This window comes from Arthrobacter sp. UNCCL28, from assembly GCF_900102805.1.
Taxonomy (GTDB): Bacteria; Actinomycetota; Actinomycetes; order Actinomycetales; family Micrococcaceae; genus Arthrobacter; species Arthrobacter nicotinovorans_A.
This window is the reverse complement of sequence record NZ_FMWE01000003.1, coordinates 722,208-745,928: the sequence shown is the minus strand read 5'-3', so window position 1 is coordinate 745,928 and position 23,721 is coordinate 722,208. Positions and strand designations below refer to the sequence as shown.

The following is a 23,721-nucleotide window of genomic DNA, read 5'->3' as shown; positions in this document are numbered from 1 at the left end:
ACCAACGTCACCAACGCCACCAACGTCACCTATGGGAAAGGCCGGGCCGGTTCTTCACGAACCGGCCCGGCCTTTTTCCTGCCGTTCTACCAGATGCTGACGCGGTCTCCGGGCTCCATCCACATGCCATCGGCTGGGCTGACCTCGAATGCTTCATGGAATGCGCCAAGGTTGCGGGCGATGGCATTGGTGCGGAACTCGTTGGGGGAGTGTGGATCGGTAGCCAGGCGCCGGATCGCCTCTTCACGCCGGATAACCTGCCGCCAACCCGCTGCCCAGGACATGAAGAAGCGCTGCTGGCCAGTGAACCCGTCGATCACTTCGGGCTCTTCGCCACCAAGACTGAGCAGGTACGCCTTGTAGGCAATCGTCAGGCCTCCGAGGTCACCAATGTTCTCACCGAGGGTGAGTTTGCCGTTGACCTTGTGTTCGGGCGCTGCATAAGGGGACAGGGCGTCGTATTGGGCCACCAATTTGGCGGTCAGTGCTTCGAAAGCGGTCCGGTCCTCTTCAGTCCACCAGTTTCGAAGTGCCCCGCTGCCATCGAACTGCGATCCTTGGTCATCAAAGCCGTGGCCGATCTCATGACCGATCACTGCCCCGATTCCGCCGTAGTTCACGGCATCATCTGCCTCCGCCGTAAAGAATGGCGGTTGGAGGATGGCCGCCGGGAAGACGATCTCATTGAGCATGGGGTGGTAATAGGCGTTGACGGTCTGGGGAGTCATGAGCCATTTGTTCAGGTCTACGGGTTTGCCAATTTCGTCCAGGTGGCGGTCGACATCAGCATCGTGGGCGCGCTCCACATTGCCCAGCAGGTCTGATGGATCGATGACGACGGCAGAGTAGTCGATCCACTTTTCGGGAAAACCGATTTTTGGACGGAATGCTTCCAGCTTCTTGAGCGCCTCCTTCTTGGTTTCCCCGCCCATCCACGACAGGGAAGAGATGCTCTCACGGTAGGCCTTGATCAGGTTGGCAACCAGCGTCTCCATCCTCGCCTTATGGCCGGCCGGAAAGTGGCGCTCCACATATATCTGTCCGACGGCTTCGCCGAGGGCAGCTTCGACGACGGCCACGCCACGCTTCCAGCGCTCCTTGTTCCGGGGCGTGCCGCTGAGTGTGGTGCCATAGAACGCAAAGTTGGTGTTCACAAATTCGGACGAGAGGTATGGGGCCGCCGAGCTGAGCACCCTGAGCGTGAGCCATTCCTTCCATGTTTCCAAGGGCTCGGACTCCAGGAGCCCTGCTGCACCGCTGAAGAAGTCCGGGGTGCTGACAACGATCTCGCTGCGCTTGGCTGGGTCAACACGCGCTGCCTGGAACCACTTGTCCAGCAGCGGGAACAGTTCCGATGCTTCGGCCGCCGTCTTGAGGTTGTATGTCTTCTGGGGATCCCGCAGTGTGACATTGTCCCAATGGTGTGTGGCCAGGGCTGTCTCGAGGGCGAGAATGCGTGCCGCGGCTGCTTCGGAATCCGGGATATCTGCCAAGGCGAGCAACTTGGCGATGTACTCGCCATAGGCCGATACGATTCCGGCAAACTTCTCTTCGCGGTAATAGGACTCGTCAGGCAGTCCGAGGCCGCCCTGCCCGATGTACAACAGGATGCGCTCGGGATTGCCGGCGTCGGGGGCCGGGTAGATGGAGAAGAGCCCGGAGACATCGGACCGGAACAGGCGGCCGATCAGGGCAGCGAATTCCTGGGTTGATTTCACGGCATGGACTTCCTCGAGCCGGCCACGGACCGGTTCTATGCCCTTTGCCTCTGCTGCTGCCTCATCCATGAAGCTCGCATAAAGCCCGCCAACCTGCTGCTCGACCCCGGTTGCCGACGCGCCTTTGCCTGCCGCTTCCTCGATGATCGCCTTGACGGCCAGTTCGGCTCCGTCCCGCAAAGCGGTGAACGTGCCTTCCAGCGGCCGGTCATCAGGGATGGTTGTGCTGTTGAGCCACGCGCCGTTGACGTGCTGGTAGAGGTCGTCCTGGGGCCGGACGCTGTGATCTATGTTCGAAAGAGTGATCCCCGACTGTGGCACTGTGGCTCCTTGTGTGAACACAGCAGCCGGCGTTGGCACCGTCGCTGCGTCTGCATAGTGGACGTTGCATGAGGTGTTGCACTGTCATCATACGCATCGTGTTACTGTGATTTTGTGCGTACGGCGATGCTTCTTCTTAGCTGCCGCGGCGGGGCCTGAAAGCTATCTGAAGCTGGGCCATCCTCGCCGCGGAGTTCCGTTGTGTCCGGCTAAGCTTTCATTTAGTTCTTACAGAAAAGGCCACACGTCATGCGTAATGCACAAAAGCCCTCCGGTATGCCGATTCACCGCTACCTGCCGTTCCAGGACCAAATCACCGTCGAAGTTCCTGACCGCACTTGGCCGGATAAAGTCATCACCAAGGCCCCACGTTGGTGCGCGGTTGACCTGCGCGATGGAAACCAGGCCCTGATCGATCCCATGAGCCCTGCCCGCAAGCTGAAGATGTTCCAGCTGCTCGTGAAGATGGGCTACAAGGAAATCGAAGTTGGATTCCCTTCCGCGTCGCAGACCGACTTCGACTTCGTACGCCAACTCATTGAAGGCGGCCACATTCCCGATGACGTCAGCATCCAGGTGTTGACCCAGGCGCGTGAGCACCTGATCGAGAGGACCTACGAGTCTTTGGTGGGCGCCAAGCAGGCGATCGTCCACCTGTATAACTCCACTTCCGTGCTGCAGAGGCGCGTGGTGTTCAACCAGGACGAAGACGGAATCCTGGATATCGCGTTGCAGGGCGCCCGCCTGTGCAAGAAGTACGAAGAGACGCTGGAAGATACCCACATCACTTATGAATACTCGCCGGAGTCCTTCACGGGAACCGAGCTCGAGTACGCCGCCCGCGTCTGCAATGCCATTGCCGATGTCTTTGAGGCCTCTGCGGACAACCAGGTCATCATCAACCTGCCGGCCACGGTAGAAATGGCCACCCCGAATGTCTATGCCGACTCCATCGAGTGGATGCACCGTAATCTGCATCCGCGCGAAGGAATCATCATTTCGCTTCACCCGCACAACGACCGCGGTACGGGTGTGGCTGCTGCCGAGCTCGGCTACCTGGCAGGTGCTGATCGAATTGAAGGCTGCTTGTTCGGCAACGGTGAGCGCACCGGCAACGTTGACCTGGTAACTCTGGGCTTGAACATGTTCGTGCAGGGCGTGGACCCCATGATCGATTTCTCCGACATCGATGAAGTCCGCCGTACGGTGGAGTACTGCAACCAGTTGCCGGTTCCGGAACGTTCGCCATACGGTGGCGACCTTGTCTTCACCGCGTTCTCCGGTTCGCACCAGGACGCCATCAAGAAGGGTTTTGAGGCCCTGGAGAAAGACGCCGCGGCAGCCGGCAAAACCGTGGATGAGTTCACCTGGCAGGTCCCGTACCTGCCTGTTGATCCCAAGGACCTCGGACGCAGCTACGAAGCCGTTATCCGTGTCAACTCGCAATCAGGCAAGGGCGGGGTTGCCTACCTGTTGAAGAATGAGCACAACCTGGACCTGCCGCGTCGGGCCCAGATTGAATTTTCCGGAGTCATCCAGCGGCGCACCGACGCCGTGGGTGGCGAAGTCAGCGGCGCGCAACTGTGGCAGGTCTTCCAGGATGAATACCTGCCCTCCGATGAGGAGCAGGCCCAGTGGGGCCGTTACGCGTTGGGCAGCGTGAGCACCGAGACCGATGAATCCGGCGCCATGACAATGAACGCCAGCCTGCGGATCGACGGTGTGGAAGTTCGACGGACCGGGCACGGAAATGGTCCCATCGCTGCACTGCTGGACATCCTCCACCATGACGGCGTTGATGTCCGAGTGTTGGATTACAGCGAACACGCGCTGTCCGAAGGCGGCAGTGCCAGCGCCGCAGCCTACGTTGAGTGTGCCGTTGGCGAACGGGTCCTGTGGGGTGTGGGTATCGACCCCAGCACCACCACTTCGTCCCTCAAGGCTTTGATTTCTGCTGTGAACCGGGCTGTGCGGGACGCCCGGGCGTAAGGTATCCCACCGTGTGGTGACGGGAAATACCGTCACCACACGGTTCGGCAGTCGCCGAGCGGTCCAGTCATAGTGCGAAGATTAGTTGTGGCCAATCCGTCGTTTGCAGCACGGTCCTACAGGGACGATGCCGTGGTGCTCCGCACCCACAAGCTGGGCGAGGCGGATCGCATCATCACCCTCCTGACCAAACACCATGGGCAAGTGCGTGCCGTTGCCAAGGGCGTGCGGAGGACCAGCAGCCGTTTCGGAGCCCGCCTTGAGCCTTTCATGGTGGCGGATCTGCAGCTTGTCTCAGGACGCACTCTGGACATCGTCACGCAGGCCGTGGCCAAGGGTGCGTACGGCAGCAGTATTGCTGCCGACTATGGCCGGTTCACCGTAGCTGCAGCCATGACGGAAACCGCCGAGAAACTCACCGATGCCGATACCGAATCCGGGACCGCGCAGTACAACCTGCTGGTGGGCGCACTGGCCGCTTTGAGCCGTTCAGACCATCCACCCGAACTGATCCTGGACTCGTACCTGCTCAGGGCTTTGGCCACTGGAGGTTGGGCTCCCAGCTTTACTGATTGCGCCCGGTGCGGCCGGCCGGGTCCGCACACCGCCTTTGCCGCTCCTGTTGGTGGCATGGTGTGCAGCGACTGCCGCCCGCCGGGTTCGCCGGCGCCCGCTGCGGAGACTGTGGTGTTGCTTGGTGCTTTGCTGACCGGCAATTGGGGGGTTGCCGATGCCTCCGATCCCCGGCATCGACGCGAAGCTGCCGGACTGGTGGCCTCCTATCTGCAATGGCATTTGGAACGGGCGTTGAAATCACTCAAACACGTGGAGCGAAGCTGACAGTGGCACTTGGAAAGAAGAGCACGACGACGACGGCCAGGACGGCACCGGTTCTGGCCCCATACAAGCATTCCTCCGGTGCGGTGCCGCCCCGTATCCCGGAAGAACTCATTCCGCAGCACGTGGCAATTGTCATGGACGGCAACGGGCGCTGGGCAAACCAGCGCGGGCTGCCACGCATAGAGGGGCACAAAGCCGGAGAGCCGGCACTTCTTGATGTGATGGCCGGCGCGATCGAACTCGGAATCAAGTATGTCAGCGTGTATGCCTTTTCAACCGAGAATTGGAGGCGTTCGCCCGAGGAAATCCGTTTCCTGATGGGATTTAACAAAGATGTACTAAGACGCCAGCGGAACCAGCTTGACGAATGGGGAGTGCGCATCCGTTGGGCCGGCCGGCGTCCAAAACTGTGGGGGTCGGTCATCAAGGAACTCGAGGAAGCCGAGGAATATACCAAGGCCAACGACACCTGCACGTTGACCATGTGTGTTAATTACGGCGGACGCGCCGAGATTGCCGATGCCGTCTCCGCCATCGCCCACGATGTCGCAGCGGGTCGCTTGAAACCAGGATCGGTGTCGGAGAAAACCATCCAGAAATACCTGGATGAGCCCGACCTGCCTGATGTTGACCTTTTCCTCCGCAGTTCGGGAGAGCAGCGGCTCTCCAATTTCCTGCTGTGGCAGTCGGCCTACGCTGAGTTCGTCTTCATGGACACGCTGTGGCCGGATGTCGACCGGCGGACGTTGTGGGACGCCGTCGAGATTTATGCCAAGCGCGACAGGCGCTATGGCGGTGCCGTGGATGCCGCCGCCGCGGGCAAGTAGCATGCCCCTGCTACATCAATAGGGGTACGCGGCCAGCCAGACTGCTACATCGCGATACGCCTGCTGCCGCACAGTGCGCCTTGACAGGAACACATCATGGAGTGCCCCCGGGTACCGGAAGACGGCGGTGCGGCGGGCCAAACCAAGCGCCCTCCGCGAGGTTTCCTCGACGTCGATGACCGCATCGGCACGCATCAAGTCAGGGGTCCATTCAGCTTGGATGCGTGTCCGGCCTGACAACAGGACCAAGACGGGTGCGTCGATATTGAGCTTTCGTTCCACGGCAGCGTGCCCGGCCAGGACGGCCTTGGTCCACCCGGCACGAATAGGGAACGAAGCCCGCGGGCGCCACAGGGGATCCAGGATCCATTCGCCATGTGCTTCATTGCTGACGCTCTCCCAATAAGCCGGCATCTCAGGAAAGCGGAACGGGCGCTTGGGATCGGTGCGTGCAAATGGTTCCACCAAGTGCATTGCGATGCTGCGGACAAGGCTGCTGCCCTGAAGCTCGAGCCATGGCGAATTCAAGACCAAAGTACCCAGTCGGCCCGGGTTGCGATCAGCCCAGAGCGCCGCTATGAGGCCGCCCAGGGAATGGGCCAGCATGTGGATGGTCGGCGGCGCGGCGTTTCCGGTCCGAACAGCTACGTCCCGTTCCACCTCCAGCAGCGCCGCAGCCAGGTCCTCATCGTAGGCATTGAGGTCCGTGACGTAGCCCGGGGTCTGCCCGGGCAAAAGGCTGCGGCCGAATTTCCGAAGGTCCAGTGCGTAGAAGTGAAAGCCCGACGCCGTGAGGTACTCCGCCAGCTCGGTCTGGAGGAAGTAGTCCGCCCAACCGTGCAGATAGAGGACAACCCGGGGTGCTCCGCCTGGGTCGGCCGCGACTGCCCGGCGCTTTCTTTTGGTGAAAGTTGACAGGAAGTCCAGGATGCCATTCTGGGAAGCCTGGGGTGCGGGTGGGGCGTACCGGATGAGGGTGGCATGGACGGGGCCTTCGTCGTCAGGCTTCAGTGGAAGGTCAAGGCATTCGTAACCGTGGCCCAGGACGTCCCGTCGCCATTGGGTCGGGCTCTCCTCTGTGGTGTTCATTCGTCCCCCTGATGAATGTCCGCCGGCACATCGGCCTGCATGAAACCTTTGATCCAGCGCGCGAGCCTGGCGTACGCGTCCTTCCGCACAGCAGGTGCCGAAAGGAAAACGTCGTGGAGGCCGCCGTCGATGCGTTCCAAAGTTACGCTCCGGCCCAGTGCCATGGCCCTGAGCGCAATGACGCTGACATCCAGCACGGCATCCGAACGGCGCATGGATTCCCGCCACACCATTCCATTGGCGCTGGCCGAAGATGTCAGGACAAGGACCGGAATATCCAGGTTCAGCCCGCGGGCAACCTGTGCATGTCCGGCGAATACGGCGCTGAGCCAGCCGGCGCGGACCGGGAAAGCCAGCGGCGGACGGTACTTTTCATCCAACGCCCATTCACCCTCCGCAGTGCTGCTGATGCTCCGGAAGTAAAAACCCCTCTCCGGCAGCCTCAGGACGGTTTCGGGCCGTAGTTTGGCAAGGGGAGCCACCATTGCCTGCGCCGTCCGCCGCACCAGCGAACTGCCGTGCATTTCCAACCAAGGGCTGTCAAGGATCAGGAACTGGACGGACTTCGGATGGCGGCTGGCCCACAGTGCGGCGATCAGTCCCCCCGTCGAGTGCCCCATCAGGGTCACTTTGCCCGAAAGCGAAGAACCGGCGTCGTCCTTGATGACGGCAAGCGCCTGGTCAATTTCGGCATCGTAGTCCATCAGGTTTGCCACGTAGCCGCCGGGCATGTCGCTCTGCAGGCTTCGGCCGTGATTGTGCATGTCCAGGGCGTAGAAATCGTAGCCTTGCCCGGCCCAGAACCTGGCAAGTTCGGTGTTGAAGAAGTAGTCGCTCCAGCCATGGAGAAACAGGACGGCGCCGTAGGAACGCGGAACGATGCCAGTTGGGTGTTCTTCCGCCCTGTGCCGGATCAGGGTGGCATGGCGGATCACACCGTCAGGTCCTGAGGCATCAATGCCGCAGGATTGGAAGTCTGTTCCCAGGATGTCAGCCGTCCACTCCATGGCTTTAGCTTAGACACTGGCGGCCGCGTCCCGCCCGGCTGCCCTCCCTGTGAACAGGCAGCCGCCAAGGAACGTGCCTTCCAGTGCCCTGTAACCGTGGATGCCACCACCGCCGAACCCTGCGGCCTCACCTGCCGCATAAAGCCCCGGGATGGGCAGTCCGTCGGCATCAAGGACCCGGGAGCGCAAGTCAGTTGCGAGGCCGCCCAGGCTCTTCCTCGTCACCACGGAAAGCCGGATTGCCATAAGGGGGCCATGGGAAGGGTCTGTGAGGCGATGAGGGGGAGCGACCCGCATCAGTTTGTCCGTGGCGAACCGGCGCGCTGCCCGGATCGCGGCAAGTTGGGGATCTTTACCAAGGCCGCTTGTAACTTGGCGGTCGCGGGCTTCGATCAATGATTCGAGCTTCGTCGCTTCGATGAAGGAGTTTCCCGCGAGGTGGTTCATCTGGGAGGCCAGTTCCGACGGCGATGATGCCTGGATGAAGTCGACGCCTTGATCGATGAAGCGCTGGATGGGCGTGTCGCTTGTTGGTCGTAAGCGGGATGCGAGCAGCCGGAGGTCTTTTCCTGTGAGATCGGGGTTCTGTTCCGACCCGGAGAGCGCTAGTTCCTTCAACGCGATGGTTCGGTTCAAGACGAACCATGAATATCCATGTCCCGTTCCCACGATGTGGCGCAGTGCTCCCAGCGAGTCAAAGCCAGGGAAGAGCGGTGCCGGTAATTGGCAGCCTTGGGCATCCAGCCACAGGGACGAAGGCCCGGGCAATATCCGGATTCCGTGCGCGGGCCAGACGGGGTCATAGTTGTGGATGCCTTCGGGGTAGTGCCACATCCGGTCGCCATTTATCAGTGCAGCTCCAAGGGCCTCGACTTCCGGGAGGAACCGGCCATCAACGGAGGCGGGCACTCCGCTCAACATGTCAGCAGGGGCGTTGCCACCGGGCCATTGGCGGCGGACCGCTTCGTGGTTGCCGCCGATGCCTCCCGTGGTGACCACCACAGCTCCGCCATGTGCCGTGAAGGCACCGACAGGCAGCCGCGAGGATGCCTGGCCCCGCACCGCCGTCGAGCTTTCAAGAATCTCGCCCGTCACGCCGGTGACCCGGCCTGCGGTCATGTCCACGGCAAGGGCGCGGTGCCTGAAGTGCAGGCTGATGCGGCCGGCTCGAACGCCCTCCATCACCTTCGCGAGGAAGGGTTCCACCAACGCCGGGCCCGTTCCCCAGGTGACATGGAAGCGGGGGACAGTGTTGCCATGGCCCTGGGCTCCGTAGCCTCCGCGTTCAGCCCACTGGACCAAGGGAAAGATACCGACTCCAAGGCTCTTGAGCCAGGCCCGCTTCTCGCCCGCTGCGAAGTGGACATAAGACTCTGCCCACTGGCGGGCATTATTGTCCTGAACCCGGTCGAAGGCAGCTGAGGCAAACCAATCGGAGAGGGCAAGCTCGGCGCTGTCCCTTACGCCAAGCCGCCGTTGTTCGGGGGTGTCCACCAAGAAAAGGCCTCCGAAGGACCAATGGGCCTGGCCTCCCACTGAGGCCTCGGGTTCCTGGTCCAGCACGGCCACCGTCTTGCCGGCGGCATAGGCTGTGGCTGCGGACACCAGGCCCGATAAACCGGCACCCACCACCACGACATCGGCGGTGATACCGGCAGTGGTCCTGTTGCTGCTCACATGATCTGCGTCACTATTAGTCGGCGGCATGCGTACATGCTAGCGGCATCGTCGGTCACGGGTTTGGTGAGTCGTCCGGAAACCGGAAAACTAGGACCATGCGTGTTTACCCCACATTCTTCAAGCTGGCCTTCTCCTGGATGGATGCCGAAAAGGCCCACAAAATCGGCTTCCAAGGGATCCGGGCGGCCCACCGCTCCGGCGCCGGCCGAATCCTTGCCCGGCTGACGGCACCTGAAGCCTCACTCCGGACAGAGGCGTTGGGCCTGACCTTTCCCTCGCCGTTCGGTCTGGCAGCTGGCTTTGACAAGGAGGGCCATGGCATCGAGGCCCTGGCTGAGCTCGGTTTTGGACACGTAGAGGTGGGCACCATCACCGGGCAGGCTCAGCCGGGCAACGAGCAGCCCCGGTTGTTCCGCCTTATTGAGGACCGCGCAGTGGTGAACCGCATGGGATTCAACAACGACGGCGCCGCGGCCGTTGCGCCGCGGCTCAAGTCCGCGCGGGCTGCCCTGCAAAGAAAACACCCGGACATCCGCCCGGTCATCGGTGTCAACATCGGCAAGACCAAAGCGGTTGAGCTCGAGGACGCCATTGAGGACTACCTCGTCAGTGCGCGCACCCTGGCACCCGCGGCCGACTACCTGGTAGTCAATGTCAGCTCTCCCAACACCCCTGGTCTCCGCCTGCTGCAGAACGTGGAAACCCTTCGGCCGCTCCTGCGGGCCGTGGGAGACGCCGCGGATGAAGCCGCAGGGCGGCACATTCCGTTACTGGTGAAGATCGCCCCTGACCTGTCCAACGAGGACATTGACGACGTCGCCCGGCTGGCGCTGGATCTTAGGCTGGACGGAATCATCGCCACGAACACCACCATTTCACGCGAGGGACTTGTTTCGGATGCGGCCAAGGTTCAGTCGCTGGGTGCCGGTGGCTTGTCGGGCGCTCCCCTTAAGCAGCGTTCCCTCGAGGTACTGCGCAGGCTCAAGGACGCGGTCGGTGATCAGCTTGTTCTCATCGCGGTAGGGGGAGTGGAGAGCGCCGCTGACGTCCAGGCTCGCCTGGATGCCGGCGCGACCCTCGTCCAGGGCTACACAGCCTTCCTTTACGAGGGCCCCTTCTGGGCATCCCGCATCAACAAAGGCCTCGCTAAAATCCGTTCGAACGCGGGACGGTAGGTCCCCGTGTACGGGCCGGCGGGTCCCTAACGCGGCGGCGAACGTCCACGCGTCCCTGCAGAGCAGGAGCCCAACGTAAAGGAAGACCCCGGACCAATGGTCCGGGGTCTTCCTGTTTCTGTTGGAGTGGGGCGCTAGGCCGGGTATTGCCCGCGCTTCACCTGGGGCTTGGGAAGCCGGAGCTTACGGAACTGAAGGGCGCGCATGCAGCCGTACCAGACGGACCCGCGTTCCACCTCGCCGAACTTCGCGGTGAGCCGCTTCCGCAGCTGACGGGAAAGAATGAAGACGTCAACGAAGACCGCCAGGAACATGATCCAGAACCCAATGAGGACGTAGCTGATGCCGGCGCTCGTGGGAGGAATGATCAGGGAAATCACCACGAACAACAATGCCCCGAACATGAGGTACTCGCCCAGGCTGAACCGTGCGTCTACGTAGTCACGTGTGTAACGCTTCTGGGGTCCCTTGTCGCGAAGGGGCAGGAATTTCTCGTCGCCTGTATCCAGGGCCTGCCGCATTTTCTGGCGCTGGTCCTGGATGGCTACCCGCTCCGCAGCCTTGGAGGCCTTGCGGTCATTGGGAACCAGCGGGCGCTTGCGTGCTGCTTCCTGGTCCTTCCGCTTGGGGGTGGGGGTGCCCTTTCCGGCACCTGCCTCCGTGGCGGTGGCGTAGGCCTGGTCTACTACTGATTGAGCGCTGGGCTCTTCCTTTTTGCGTCCGAACACCCCTACAGAATACCCCTCGCGGAGGTGGCGCAGGTTACGTGGACCGCTTGCCGGGACCGACGGCGGCTGGCCGCGCCTGCCATCGCCGCCGAAACCACGGCGGTAAAGTGTGGCCATGACTTCAGCACATGCGGAGATCCCGCAGAACAAGCAAGGGCACGCCGGCACTACTGAAGTGGAGGCACTTACCGTAGCCGTCAACGATTCCTTCAACACCACTTTGGAATCCCTGAAAGACCTCGTCAGCATTCCGGGCATTGCCTGGGCAAGCTTCGACCCCAAGGAACTGGACCGCAGCGCCGAGGCTGTGGCCGCATTGGTCAAAGCGACGGGCATGGACGATGTCCGGATACTGCGGTGTGACAAGGCCGACGGCACCCCAGGTGGCCCGGCCGTCGTCGCGCGCCGTCCGGCCGCGGAGGGCAAGCCGACCATCCTGCTGTATGCCCACCACGATGTCCAGCCTCCGGGCGACAGCAGCCTGTGGAACTCCGAGCCCTTTGTGGCCGAGGAGCGTGAGGGCAGGCTGTACGGTCGCGGTGCGGCAGATGACAAGGCTGGAATCATGGCGCATCTGGCTGCCTACAGTGCCGTGACCAAAGTCCTGGGCGACGGATTTGGGCTGGGTGTGACGTTCTTCTTCGAAGGTGAAGAAGAAGCCGGCTCGCCCACCTTCCGGACCTTCCTGGAAGAGCACCAGGAGCTTCTGCGTGCCGATGTCATCGTGGTGGCGGACTCCAGCAACTGGAAAGTCGGTGTTCCCGCGCTGACAACCAGCCTCCGGGGGCTCGTGGATGGCACCTTCGAGGTACGTGTCCTGGACCACGCAGTCCATTCCGGAATGTTTGGCGGACCCGTGCTCGATGCTCCGACCTTGATCTCGCGGCTTATCGCCACCCTGCATGATGACGACGGCAATGTTGCAGTTGATGGCCTGGTGGCCCGCGACGACGTAGCAGTGGATCTGGCAGAAGAGGACTACCGCGCGGACGCTTCAGTGCTCGACGGCGTGAAGCTCGCCGGCAGCGGGACCATTGCTTCCCGCCTGTGGACCAAGCCTGCGCTCTCCATCATTGGGATGGATGTACCGTCAGTCGATGTTGCCTCCAATACCTTGATTCCGGCCGCGCGGGCTAAGTTCAGCATGCGCTTGGCTCCGGGCCAGGATCCGGATCTTGCCATGGAGGCGCTTAAGGCACACCTTGACTCCCATGCGCCATTTGGGGCCAAAGTGACGTTCACTCCGGGGGAGCGGGGGAATGCCTTCTCCACCGATACTTCCTCGGCAGCTGCAAAGGTAGCCCTGTGGGCACTTGGCGAGTCATGGGGTGTCCAGCCCGTGGAAATGGGAATCGGCGGTTCCATTCCGTTCATTTCAGATCTCACGGACCTCTATCCGGACGTCCAGATCCTGGTGACGGGAGTGGAAGATCCCGATTCCCGGGCACACAGCGCCAACGAGTCCCTGCACATCGGAGATTTCCGGCACGCCGTACTGGCTGAAGCGTTGATGCTGGCCAGGCTTAATGCTGAGGGACTCGGGGACTGACCACTGCTCTCCCAAGGGAGGCAGGCAGGGAACAACACAATGCTGGGCGTGGTTACGTCAAGAGTTATAGCTAAGCGTCTGTGCGACGTAGCATTAGGTATAACCCGTATGTAATTGGGTAAGGGCGTGCAGCGTTCCGGCGCCGCCGCCAGGAGCTTCATAAGAAGGTAGGCCAATGAGCACTGCAACCAACGAAAACAGCACCGGAGAACAGCTCGTCGCCAACGACGAACTGGCCACGCACGAGGTCAATCTGACCGACGTCGCCGCAGGCAAGGTCCGCAGCCTCCTGGAACAGGAAGGGCGCACCGACCTTCGGCTGCGCGTTGCAGTCCAGCCTGGCGGTTGCTCCGGTCTGATCTACCAGCTCTACTTCGATGAGCGACTGCTTGATGGAGACGCTGTACGTGACTACGACGGCGTTGAGGTCGTAGTGGACAAGATGAGCGTTCCCTACCTCAGTGGTGCCAGCATCGACTTCGAGGACACCATTTCGAAGCAGGGCTTCACCATCGACAACCCGAATGCCGGCGGGTCTTGCGCCTGCGGTGATTCGTTCCACTGATGTGAGCCATCGCCGCATGTCGGCGCCACTTCGGATGGGTTTTAAACCAATCGGAGCCACGGCGCTGACATGTGCGCGAAAACCGCCTGATAGCGGTAAGCTCTACATCGGGTAGTAAAACTTTTAGTGTGCCCGGTGAGCCTTCGGCCTGCCGGGAGACAGCAACAAGAGGAAGGGCCGTCTGTGAGTTCGCAGAACCGAACCGGCAGCCGACGCATAAAGATCACATCGATCACTGGCTTGGCACTAGCCGGCGCGTTGGTTTTGACCGGATGTTCACCAGAGGTAGAGAAGGGTTGGCTGCCTACAGAGCGCGGCACGACCAACCACACTGACCGGATCATGGACCTCTGGGTCAACTCATGGATCGCCGCCTTGGCAGTCGGTATTATTACGTGGGGCCTCCTGGTCTGGTGCATCATCGCTTACCGACGCCGCAAGGGCACCACGGGATTCCCGAAGCAGCTCAGCTACAACCTGCCGCTTGAGGTCTTCTACTTGACCATCCCGCTGTTCATGGTGCTGGTGTTCTTCTACTTCACCGACCAGGACCAGCGTGCGATCGATGACCGCTCCCAGCCGGCCGACGTCGTTGTTGACGTCCGCGGCAAGCAGTGGGCCTGGGACTTCAACTACAAAAAGGGTGAGGTCGTCAACGAGGACCTCCACGAAGCCGGCGTTCAGGCCCACCTGACCGGCAACGAGGTCGACAAGGAACTGCTCCCCACGCTGTACTTGCCTGTTGGCAAGTCCGTGGACCTGGAGCTGAACTCCCGCGACGTCATCCACTCATTCTGGGTTCCCGCCTTCCTTCAGAAGCGCGACATGATCCCCGGCAAGACGAACTACATCAGGTTCACCCCCACGAAGGAGGGCACCTTCGATGGCAAGTGTGCCGAACTCTGTGGCGAGTACCACTCCGAAATGCTTTTCCGCGTCAAGGTTGTCTCCGAGTCTGAGTTCCAGACACACATGGACAAGCTTCGCCAGGAAGGCAACACGGGCCTCCTCGGTGCGGAATACGACCGCAACCCGAACCTGAACGAAACCAAGTAAGGGGAGCGACGTGGCTACGTACACTCAATCCGCACCGGGGGTCCTAGAAGCTCCCGTAGTTCCTAAATCCAAGGGACGCATTGTCGTCAACTGGATTACCTCCACCGACCACAAGACCATCGGGTACATGTACCTGATCGCGTCCTTCGTGTTCTTCTGCCTCGGTGGCGTCATGGCGCTGCTGATCCGCGCTGAACTGTTCGAACCCGGAATGCAGATCCTGCAGACCAAAGAGCAGTACAACCAGATGTTCACCATGCACGGCACCGTGATGCTCCTGATGTTCGCGACACCGCTGTTTGCCGGCTTCGCCAACGTGATCATGCCGCTCCAGATCGGTGCCCCCGATGTCGCCTTCCCGCGACTGAACGCCTTGGCCTTCTGGTTCTTCCTGTTCGGTTCCACCATCGCGGTGTCCGGTTTCATCACCCCGCAGGGTGCAGCCTCCTTTGGCTGGTTCGCCTATGCGCCGTTGTCGAATACCACATTCAGCCCCGGAGTCGGTGGAGACCTTTGGGTCTTCGGCCTGGCGCTGTCCGGCTTTGGCACCATCCTTGGTGCTGTCAACTTCATCACCACCATCATCTGCATGCGTGCCCCTGGCATGACCATGTGGCGCATGCCGATCTTCACCTGGAACACGCTTGTTACCGCGATCCTGGTGCTGATGGCCTTCCCGCCGCTGGCCGCCGCACTGTTCGCACTTGGTGCAGACCGCCGCTTTGGTGCCCACATCTTCGATCCCGAGAATGGCGGTGCAGTCCTCTGGCAGCACTTGTTCTGGTTCTTCGGCCACCCCGAGGTGTACATCATCGCCCTGCCGTTCTTCGGCATCGTTTCGGAGATCTTCCCGGTCTTCAGCCGTAAGCCGATCTTCGGTTACAAGGGTCTCGTATACGCGACCATTGCCATCGCGGCGCTGTCCGTCACCGTATGGGCCCACCACATGTATGTGACCGGCTCCGTACTGCTGCCGTTCTTCGCCTTCATGACCATGCTGATCGCAGTGCCTACCGGCGTGAAGTTCTTCAACTGGATCGGTACGTTGTGGCAGGGTTCCATCACCTTTGAGACCCCCATGCTCTGGAGCATCGGCTTCCTGGTGACGTTCCTCTTCGGTGGCCTGACGGGTATCATCCTGGCCTCGCCCCCGCTGGACTTCCACGTTTCGGACTCCTACTTCGTGGTGGCCCACTTCCACTACGTGGTCTTCGGCACGGTGGTCTTCGCGATGTTCGCTGGGTTCTACTTCTGGTGGCCCAAGTGGACTGGAAAGATGCTCAACGAGCGGCTTGGCAAGATTCACTTCTGGCTGCTGTTCCTCGGCTTCCACGGCACCTTCCTGATCCAGCACTGGTTGGGTGTAGAGGGCATGCCGCGCCGTTACGCCGACTACATGCCACAGGACAACTTCACCTGGATGAACCAGTTCTCCACGATTTCCTCCTTCGTTCTGGGTGCTTCGCTCCTGCCGTTCTTCTGGAACGTCTACATCACCTGGCGCAGCAACAAGAAGGTAGAAGTGGATGACCCGTGGGGCTTCGGTGCTTCCCTGGAATGGGCAACATCCTGCCCGCCGCCGCGCCACAACTTCACCTCCTTGCCCCGTATCCGCTCTGAGCGCCCGGCACTGGACCTTCACCACCCTGAGTTGGCCCAGGTCCACACCGCCGAGGCCCCGTCACCCGCAGCAGCTGTTTTGGGTAACGCCGACCAAAGGGACGTCAGCAAATGAAAATTGAATCGTGGCTCTTCGGAGCCGGAGTCTTCTTCTTCGTCCCGGTAGCCATCGCCTACGGCTTCCTGACGGAATGGAACGAATGGGTTGGTGTCCTTGGCATCCTCCTGGTCGGTGGCCTTGCCGGCATGATCGGTGCCTACCTGGGCTTCACCGGCAAGAGGATTGGGTTGCGTCCTGAAGACCGCCCTGACGCAGAGGTCCACGAAGGTGCCGGCGAGCAGGGACACTTCAGTCCCTGGAGCTGGTGGCCCTTGGTTCTTGGTCTGGCGTGTGCCGGTGGATTCCTCGGCCTCGCAATTGGTTTCTGGGTGACCTACGTCGCGGGCGGCCTTGCCATCGTGGCATTGATTGGTTGGGTCTTCGAATACAGCCGTGGAGACCACGCGCACTAGTTCGCATCATCACCAGTAAGTTTTATAAGAAATGGGCCCCGCCATCCGGCGGGGCCCATTTTGCATACCTGCGATCGACTGCGGCTGCCAGATACGAGCTCAGCGGGCTTCTGTGGCTTCGATGAGGGCCGAAAGGGCTGTCAGTGCGTTCTCGGCCGCTGCAACGCTTTGCCCATCCGTGAGGGCGTCTGTGGCGACCTCCAGAAGAACCTCACATCCATGCCCGAAGTCCTCAGTCATGACTTCCAGCAGGGAACGGGCGTCAACGGGCCGACCATCGTGTTTGCGTATGGTGACCGCCAGCCCCGTGTCGGTAACGGCACGAACGAATACGGCTGCTGCCCGGGCATGTAATCCAACTTCCGCGGCAACGATGGCCCTCGACTCCGGCAACCTGGCTCCTTTGGTGAGTTGACGGATGGTCCGTCGCAAAATTGTCCATCCAAGCCTAGCTTCCAGGGACCGCCTGCTCCATACGGGGCTTCTGTGGTCTAGACCTGTAGCACCGCTGAATTATCCTTGAAGCATGACTCAATTGCCGGACTGCTGCAGTGCCTGAGGCAGCAAGCATCGCGGGCGAGATTGATCGAACCAGCGGTACTCCAATTTATGTTCAGCTCCGTGAAATCCTGCGGGCGTTCATCGCGCAATCCTGCCCTCCGGGTTCTGCGCTCCCATCAGAGCGGGACCTCTCGGACCGTTTCGGTCTGGCACGGATGACGGTGCGTCAAGCCATTGACGCCCTCGTGGGTGAGGAGGTCCTCGAACGCGTAGTGGGGTTGGGAACTTTCGTCAGGAAGCCAAAACTGGACCTCCAAGTAAAACTGACATCATACAGCGAGGAAATGCAGCGGCGTGGCATGGTCCCTGCCGCGAAAGTCCTGAGCTTCGAGCAGATCTCGGCGAGTGCATTTCTTGCCCGGGAGCTTCAGCTGGAGGAAGGCACCCCACTGGTCCGGTTCAGGAGATTGCTGCTTGCAGACAATGAACCGATGAGCGTGGATGAGAACTTTATTCCGGCGCACCGGGTTCCGGGCCTGTTGGACGAAGCGCCTCCGACGTCCCTCTACAACGTACTGAGCGAACGCTTTGGTTTGGTGATGGAGTGGGGTGAAGACATGATCGAGGCCACGGCGGCCTCCCCTTCCACTGCACGGCTGCTCAACGTCGACGTCGGAGCTCCCTTGTTGAAGATCCAACGCCATGCATTCGTGGCACGGGCGATGGTGGACTATTCCGTGTCCTACTACCGGGCCGACCGATACAAGCTCTGGGTGCCCCTGCAGCGCCCAGGAGTCAGGCCCACCCGTAATTACTCCTCCGGGTACCGTACACAGCCTTAGCAGGCACTGGAACGGTCGCAGGGCAAAACCAAGGCCGCGTTAGAGACCCTGACTGCGGTAACACGATGGCTGTAAATGACACCATGGCTATAAAGCAAAAGGGAAGGGCCCGGTCCAATGGACCGGGCCCTTCCCATATTTACCCAAGCGTTAGTGGCTCAGGCTCTTTTGGTCTTCGCCAGCTTCAATGGCTTCATGGTGGCCATGCGCGTGGGCGGCTTCGAGCTCTGCCGGTGTTGCCGGAGCAACACGGTCCTCGAAGAACCACTTGGACAGCGCCGCACGCCGCTTTTCCTTGCGGGTGACAACGCCATGCTCGTTCGGTTCTGCCGGCAGGGGAGCCGGTGACTCGAACCCAACAAGCTTGTAGCGCTTGTACTCGTCCAGCGGAGCGTGGACCTCAATGAACTCACCGTGGGGGAGACGGACAATGCGTCCCGTTTCCCGGCCGTGCAGGGCAATCTCACGGTCCTTGCGCTGGAGAGCGAGGGCGATGCGCTTGGTCACTACGAAGGCGATGATCGGGCCAATGAAGAACAGTGTCCGCAGCCAGTAGGTCACATCGTTGAGCGAGACGTGGAAGTGCGTGGCGATGAGGTCCGAACCAGCAGCCGCCCACATCACGCAGTACCAGGTGAAACCTGCAACGCCGATCGCCGTACGGGTGGGGGCGTTGCGGGGACGGTCGAGAACGTGGTGCTCGCGGTTGTCCTTGGTGATCCAACGTTCGATCCACGGGTACATGAACAGAACGGTGAAGATGATGCCTGCGGGTACAAGGGCCGGCAGGAGGACGTTCAAGGTCAGCACACGGCCGAAGATGATCCATTCGAAGTGGAAGTCATTGACGACGCCAGGCATCAAGCGCAGAGCACCGTCAACGAAACCGATGTACCAGTCAGGCTGGGTGCCTGCCGACACAGGGGAGGGATCATAAGGGCCGTAGTTCCAGATCGGGTTGATCGTGAACGCCGCAGCCATCAGTGCCAGGACGCCGAAGACGATGAAGAAGAATCCACCGGCTTTGGCAGCGTAGACCGGGCCAAGCGGGTAGCCCACGACGTTGCCGTCGTTGCGTCCCGGGCCGGGGTACTGGGTGTGCTTGTGGACAACCACCATGAACAGGTGGATCACGATCATCAGGAGGATGAGCGCAGGAACAAGCAGGATGTGCAGCACGTAGAGGCGGCCAATGATGGCTGTGCCGGGGAATTCGCCTCCAAAGAGGAAGAACGAGATGTACGTTCCGATCACCGGAATGGACTTGATAACGCCATCGATGATGCGCAGGCCGTTGCCGGAAAGCAGGTCATCGGGGAGCGAGTAGCCAGTGAAGCCGGCTGCCATTGCCAGGATGAGCAGCACACCGCCGACTACCCAGTTCATTTCACGCGGCTTGCGGAAAGCACCCGTAAAGAACACGCGCAGCATGTGGACACCCAGGGAGGCCACGAACAGCAGTGCCGCCCAGTGGTGTACCTGACGCATGAACAGACCGCCGCGGACATCGAAGGAGATGTTCAGGGACGAGCTGTATGCCACGGACATTTCTACGTTGTACAGCGGAGTGTACGAACCCTGGTAGTGGGTTTCCGCCATGGACGGATCGAAGAAGAAGGTCAGGAAGGTACCTGACATCAGCAAGATGACGAAGGAGTACAGCGCCACCTCACCGAACATGAATGACCAGTGGTCGGGGAAGACCTTCCGGCCGAACTCACGCAGGATGCCGGAGCCACCCACACGCTCGTCCACGAAGTTGGTGAAACTACCAACCTTGGTCTTCGGAACGAAGGGGGCTTCAGCTGTTGATGAGGCGCTCATGCTCGTCACGCTCCCAGTAACTCGGTCCTACAGGTTCTCTGAAGTCGCTGGTGGCGACGAGGTAGCCCTCTGCGTCAACTGCGATCGGCAGCTGGGGGAGCGGACGGCTAGCCGGCCCAAAGATGACCTTGCATTCCTGCGTGAGGTCAAATGTGGACTGGTGGCACGGGCACAGAAGGTGGTGCGTCTGCTGCTCGTAGAGAGCAACGGGGCAGCCAACGTGCGTGCAGATCTTGGAGTAGGCAACGATTCCGTTGTAGCTCCAGTTTTCGCGGCCCTCGGAGGGGTTCAAAGAGTTCGGGTCAAGGCGCATCAGCAGGACGACGGCCTTGGCCTTTTCGTTCAGCTTGCCCTCGTGGAGCTCGTTGAGACCTTCAGGGATGACGTGGAACGCTGAACCAATGGTGACATCGGAGGCCTTGATGGGGGTGCCATCAGGGTCGCGGGTCAGGCGCTTGAGCTTTCCGCCCTCCGGAGCCCACATGGTGTGTGCCAAAGCGTCGTCCGGGCGGGGGCCCAGGTCGCCGAAAATGGCGAGAGCAGGCAGCGGGGCAAGCGCAACGGCACCAAGAAGGGTGTTGCGGATCAGCGGGCGGCGCTTGATGCCGGTTTCCTCGACGATGTCGTCGACGATCCGGACAGCTGCCTGGCGATCCTCTTCCGTACGGATGGCGTGGCGTTCTTCAGAGACTTCGTGATCGGGCATGAGGGCCTTGGCCCAGTGCACGATGCCGGTGCCGATGCCAAGCATGGCAAAGGCCGTACCCAGTCCCAGAAGAAGGTTCTGGGTACGGATGGTCGCAATGGTGGTGTCGTCGCCCAGGTCGATGGCGAAATACGCCACCAGGAAGACCAGCGTGCCAATGACGGAGGTGCCAAACAGAATGGCTACCTGACGCTCGGCTCGCTTTGCGGCTACCGGGTCCGTGTCAGCCAGGCGCAAACGATGCGGAGGAAGCCCAGGATCCTGGAACTTCTCCACCTCATTCTGACCAGCCGTAGCTACGGTGCCCGAGTGGTTCGGACTGCCGTCACTATGGTTGCCCATAATTCGCCTCATCCTTCTCTCGTTGTCTCGGCCGGGGCCGAGTTATTTTCAGTTTCAAACTGCTGACAGTGCAGCAGAAGTTTTTGTCGTGTCCGGATCAGGACGTGCGGGACGTCAACCAGATGGTGAATGCGATGATGACACCCAGGCCGGCAATCCAGACGAACAAACCTTCGGATACGGGACCAAGCGATCCAAGATCCGCTCCACCGGGAGAACCGTTGGCTTCGATGGTCGTCAGGAAGGTGATGATGTCGCGCTTGTCTTCAGGGGTGATGTTGGAGTCATTGAAGACAGGCATGTTCTGCGGGCCGGTGACCATGGCCTCGTAGATGTGCTCCGGGCTGACACCTGCAAGTGCAGGAGCGAACTTGCCTCGGGTCAAGGCACCGCCGGCAGCGGCTGCGTTGTGGCACATGGCGCAGTTCACGCGGAAGAGTTCGCCACCGTTGGCGGCATCTCCCTTGCCGTCGAGAAGGTGCTCTTCGGGAATGGCCGGTCCGGCGCCAAGGGAAGCAACGTAAGCGGACAGCTGCTTGGTCTGCTCTGCGTTGAACTGGGCGGGCTTCTGCTGGGCCTGCGGTCCACTCATCTGCATGGGCATACGACCGGTGCCAACCTGGAAGTCAACGGCTGCAGCACCCACGCCGACCAGCGAGGGGCCGTCCTGGGTTCCGGACGCACCCATGCCGTGGCAGGTGGCGCAGTTGGCGGCAAAGAGCTTGCCGCCTTCTTCTACGTCACTGGCGCTGAAGCTTGTGGTGTCGGCCTTGGCCTGATTGACAGTTGTGGCAACGGCGTAGAGCCCACCAGTGAGGAGGAGGCCCATCAACAGCAGCGCAATGGCTGCCAGTGGGTGACGTCGCTTCTGCGATAGTGCCTTCACGTGGTGGTTCCTTTATTCGATCCTGCGTCGGCTCCGCGAGCCGCTTCTTGAAATTCTGCCTCTTGTAGAAAAAGAGTCAAAGCCGGGCTTACTTGAGGACGTAGATGACCAGGAAGAGGCCGATCCACACAACGTCGACAAAGTGCCAGTAGTACGAGGTGACGATCGCCGACGTCGCTTCAAAGTGTCCGAACTTCTTGGCTGCGAATGCGCGTCCAATGATGAACAGGAAGGCGATCAGGCCGCCAATGACGTGCAGGCCGTGGAAGCCCGTCGTCATGTAGAAGGCGGAGCCGTAGGCGTTGGAGGACAGGGATACGTGCTCGGAGACGAGCATGGCGTATTCCGTGGTCTGTCCGGCCACGAAGAAGGCACCCATAATGAAGGTCAGGACAAACCATTCAGACATGCCCCAGCGGGTGAATTGGAGTGGCCGTCCGGTGCGGCGCGGCTCCAGCCGCTCGGCGGCAAAAACGCCCATCTGGCAAGTAAACGAACTTGCCACAAGGACGATCGTGTTGACGAGCGCAAACGGGAAGTTGAGCTTGGCCGTCTCCTCGGCCCACATCAGTCCGGATGTGGAGCGCAGGGTGAAGTACATGGCAAAGAGGCCGGCGAAGAACATCAACTCACTGGACAGCCAAACAACGGTTCCAACAGAAACCAGGTTGGGGCGGTTCAGCGTCGGGTGCGCCGGGGTACTGGGGGCATGGGTCGCAGATGTCACAAGGACATTATGTCTGTAAAAGTCCAGAGTTCCCAATGCAAACCACCGATTCGGGAGACTTTTTCTACAAAGACGCGAAATCGCGCGGAAAAGTTCCCGGCTGTGTTCACATTGGTCATCGGCGTGGCAGGGTCGATAGCATCAGTGGGTGACTTCTCCGGCATCGGCACCTGCAGCCAGCAATACCTGGCCAGGGCTCATCTCAGCATTGATCAACGGCGACGACCTTGCTGCGGGCAATACAGAGTGGGCCATGAACATGATCATGTCCGGGGAAGCGACTCCGGCACAGATTGCAGGCTTCCTTGTGGCCCTGAGATCCAAGGGCGAAACAGTCGAAGAGCTCGCCGGCCTGGTCGAAGCCATGGTCCAGCACGCCAACCCCATTGGGATTTCCGGGGAGAAACTGGACATCGTAGGGACTGGTGGCGACCGGCTCAATACCGTCAACATCTCCACGATGGCAGCGCTTGTTGCGGCAGGTGCCGGCGCCAAGGTGGTCAAGCACGGAAACAGGGCAGCATCCTCGACCTCCGGTTCGGCCGATGTGTTGGAGGCCCTGGGCGTTCGCCTGGATCTTTCCATCGAGCAGGTCGCCCGGAACGCAGAAGAGGCAGGAATCACATTCTGCTTCGCGCAGGTTTTCCATCCTTCTTTCCGGCACACAGCTGTGCCGCGCCGCGAGTTGGCCGTACCAACGGCCTTTAACTTCTTGGGACCCTTGACCAACCCCGCGCACGTTCAGGCCTCGGCCGTCGGGGTGGCAAATGTGCGGATGGCTCCGCTGGTGGCCGGCGTGCTGGCCCGCCGGGGGAGCCGTGGACTGGTGTTCCGTGGTGATGACGGACTCGATGAACTCACACCAACCGGGCCGTCCACTGTATGGGAAATCCGGAACGGCGTCGTCACGGAACAGGTATTTTATCCAGCCGACCTTGGCATCGGCCCTTCCACGGTTGCCGATCTGCGCGGAGGCGATGCTGCGGCGAACGCCGGAGTTGTCCGCGACATCCTTGAGGGAAAGACAGGTCCTGTGCGGGACGCCGTGCTCCTCAACGCGGCCGCGGGCTTGGTTTCCTTTGACCTGCAGGCCGAGGGGACACTCACCGAGCGCATGCGCAGGGCGTTCGCCAGTGCTGCTGAGTCGATTGACTCCGGCAAAGCTTCCGAAGTCCTCGCACAATGGACTGAACTCAGCCGGAGCGAAGGCTAGGCA

The 23,721-nt window shown here is 61.1% G+C and carries 21 protein-coding genes; 11 read left to right on the top strand and 10 right to left on the bottom strand.

The genetic code is table 11. The annotated features are described in order from the left end of the window. Positions 1–86 precede the first annotated feature (86 nt). Entirely contained in the window at positions 87–2,039 is a 1,953-nt protein-coding gene (locus BLQ01_RS11940; RefSeq protein WP_091551882.1) for a M13 family metallopeptidase, read from the bottom strand. 249 nt (positions 2,040–2,288) lie between these two features. On the opposite strand from BLQ01_RS11940, the gene leuA reads away from it, so the two are divergent. From leuA to BLQ01_RS11925, 3 genes are all read left to right on the top strand, one after another. Further along, positions 2,289–4,028, top strand: a complete 1,740-nt coding sequence (gene leuA / locus BLQ01_RS11935; protein WP_026540766.1) for a 2-isopropylmalate synthase — start codon at positions 2,289–2,291, stop codon at positions 4,026–4,028. A gap of 87 nt (positions 4,029–4,115) precedes the next feature. Next, entirely contained in the window at positions 4,116–4,868 is a 753-nt protein-coding gene (gene recO / locus BLQ01_RS11930; protein ID WP_026540765.1) for a DNA repair protein RecO, read from the top strand. A 2-nt stretch (positions 4,869–4,870) separates the two neighbouring features. Beyond that, complete coding sequence (locus BLQ01_RS11925) at positions 4,871–5,695, top strand: isoprenyl transferase (RefSeq protein WP_026546861.1); 825 nt, start codon at positions 4,871–4,873, stop codon at positions 5,693–5,695. A 15-nt stretch (positions 5,696–5,710) separates the two neighbouring features. Here BLQ01_RS11925 and BLQ01_RS11920 read toward each other — a convergent pair whose 3' ends face one another. Genes BLQ01_RS11920 through BLQ01_RS11910 form a run of 3 tightly spaced genes read right to left on the bottom strand, consistent with a single transcriptional unit; the run spans position 5,711 to position 9,498 of the window. After that, entirely contained in the window at positions 5,711–6,784 is a 1,074-nt protein-coding gene (locus tag BLQ01_RS11920; RefSeq protein WP_026546860.1) for an alpha/beta hydrolase, read from the bottom strand. Then, positions 6,781–7,791 carry an alpha/beta hydrolase gene (locus BLQ01_RS11915; protein ID WP_091551881.1) on the bottom strand — a complete coding sequence of 337 codons (1,011 nt, stop codon included), beginning with the start codon at positions 7,789–7,791 and terminating at the stop codon, positions 6,781–6,783. The genes BLQ01_RS11920 and BLQ01_RS11915 overlap by 4 nt, the downstream gene beginning before the upstream one ends. Positions 7,792–7,800: 9 nt before the next feature. After that, positions 7,801–9,498, bottom strand: a complete 1,698-nt coding sequence (locus tag BLQ01_RS11910; protein ID WP_091551879.1) for an FAD-binding dehydrogenase — start codon at positions 9,496–9,498, stop codon at positions 7,801–7,803. Between the two features lie 68 nt (positions 9,499–9,566). On the opposite strand from BLQ01_RS11910, the gene BLQ01_RS11905 reads away from it, so the two are divergent. Beyond that, positions 9,567–10,646 (top strand): quinone-dependent dihydroorotate dehydrogenase, encoded by a 1,080-nt coding sequence (locus BLQ01_RS11905; protein ID WP_091551878.1) that lies wholly within the window; start codon positions 9,567–9,569, stop codon positions 10,644–10,646. 134 nt (positions 10,647–10,780) lie between these two features. Here the strand turns inward: BLQ01_RS11905 and BLQ01_RS11900 are convergent, their stop codons facing one another. Beyond that, positions 10,781–11,374, bottom strand: a complete 594-nt coding sequence (locus tag BLQ01_RS11900) for a DUF3043 domain-containing protein (RefSeq protein WP_026540759.1) — start codon at positions 11,372–11,374, stop codon at positions 10,781–10,783. Positions 11,375–11,489: 115 nt separating this feature from the next. Between BLQ01_RS11900 and BLQ01_RS11895 the strand changes: the two genes are divergently transcribed. The 5 genes from BLQ01_RS11895 (at position 11,490) to BLQ01_RS11875 (ending at position 16,677) form a co-directional block, all read left to right on the top strand. Beyond that, positions 11,490–12,923 carry a dipeptidase gene (locus BLQ01_RS11895; RefSeq protein ID WP_091552005.1) on the top strand — a complete coding sequence of 478 codons (1,434 nt, stop codon included), beginning with the start codon at positions 11,490–11,492 and terminating at the stop codon, positions 12,921–12,923. A 175-nt stretch (positions 12,924–13,098) separates the two neighbouring features. After that, complete coding sequence (locus BLQ01_RS11890; protein ID WP_026540757.1) at positions 13,099–13,488, top strand: HesB/IscA family protein; 390 nt, start codon at positions 13,099–13,101, stop codon at positions 13,486–13,488. Between the two features lie 183 nt (positions 13,489–13,671). Next, complete coding sequence (gene coxB / locus BLQ01_RS11885) at positions 13,672–14,544, top strand: aa3-type cytochrome oxidase subunit II (protein ID WP_091551876.1); 873 nt, start codon at positions 13,672–13,674, stop codon at positions 14,542–14,544. A gap of 10 nt (positions 14,545–14,554) precedes the next feature. Further along, on the top strand, positions 14,555–16,279 hold the full coding sequence (ctaD, locus tag BLQ01_RS11880; RefSeq protein WP_011774899.1) for an aa3-type cytochrome oxidase subunit I: 1,725 nt from the start codon (positions 14,555–14,557) through the stop codon (positions 16,277–16,279). Continuing rightward, the gene (locus BLQ01_RS11875) at positions 16,276–16,677 is read left to right on the top strand and encodes a cytochrome c oxidase subunit 4 (protein WP_026540755.1); all 402 of its coding nucleotides are present in this window, start codon (positions 16,276–16,278) and stop codon (positions 16,675–16,677) included. Before ctaD ends, BLQ01_RS11875 begins: the two co-directional genes overlap by 4 nt. 99 nt (positions 16,678–16,776) lie before the next feature. Here BLQ01_RS11875 and BLQ01_RS11870 read toward each other — a convergent pair whose 3' ends face one another. Beyond that, positions 16,777–17,070 carry an HPr family phosphocarrier protein gene (locus tag BLQ01_RS11870; RefSeq protein ID WP_091551875.1) on the bottom strand — a complete coding sequence of 98 codons (294 nt, stop codon included), beginning with the start codon at positions 17,068–17,070 and terminating at the stop codon, positions 16,777–16,779. A 158-nt stretch (positions 17,071–17,228) separates the two neighbouring features. On the opposite strand from BLQ01_RS11870, the gene BLQ01_RS11865 reads away from it, so the two are divergent. Beyond that, a complete protein-coding gene (locus BLQ01_RS11865; protein WP_026540753.1) occupies positions 17,229–18,020 on the top strand; it encodes a GntR family transcriptional regulator in 792 nt (263 codons plus the stop codon). A 150-nt stretch (positions 18,021–18,170) separates the two neighbouring features. Here BLQ01_RS11865 and BLQ01_RS11860 read toward each other — a convergent pair whose 3' ends face one another. From BLQ01_RS11860 to BLQ01_RS11845, 4 genes are all read right to left on the bottom strand, one after another. Further along, positions 18,171–19,844 carry a cytochrome bc1 complex cytochrome b subunit gene (locus tag BLQ01_RS11860; RefSeq protein ID WP_026540752.1) on the bottom strand — a complete coding sequence of 558 codons (1,674 nt, stop codon included), beginning with the start codon at positions 19,842–19,844 and terminating at the stop codon, positions 18,171–18,173. Next, positions 19,822–20,892, bottom strand: coding sequence for a cytochrome bc1 complex Rieske iron-sulfur subunit (locus BLQ01_RS11855; RefSeq protein ID WP_026540751.1), 1,071 nt, complete (start codon positions 20,890–20,892; stop codon positions 19,822–19,824). Before BLQ01_RS11855 ends, BLQ01_RS11860 begins: the two co-directional genes overlap by 23 nt. A 97-nt stretch (positions 20,893–20,989) precedes the next feature. Beyond that, positions 20,990–21,778, bottom strand: coding sequence for a cytochrome bc1 complex diheme cytochrome c subunit (locus BLQ01_RS11850; protein WP_026540750.1), 789 nt, complete (start codon positions 21,776–21,778; stop codon positions 20,990–20,992). Positions 21,779–21,866: 88 nt separating this feature from the next. After that, the gene (locus BLQ01_RS11845) at positions 21,867–22,505 is read right to left on the bottom strand and encodes an aa3-type cytochrome oxidase subunit III (RefSeq protein ID WP_035760670.1); all 639 of its coding nucleotides are present in this window, start codon (positions 22,503–22,505) and stop codon (positions 21,867–21,869) included. A gap of 148 nt (positions 22,506–22,653) precedes the next feature. On the opposite strand from BLQ01_RS11845, the gene trpD reads away from it, so the two are divergent. Next, positions 22,654–23,718 (top strand): anthranilate phosphoribosyltransferase, encoded by a 1,065-nt coding sequence (trpD, locus tag BLQ01_RS11840; protein ID WP_026546853.1) that lies wholly within the window; start codon positions 22,654–22,656, stop codon positions 23,716–23,718. Positions 23,719–23,721 lie beyond the last annotated feature (3 nt).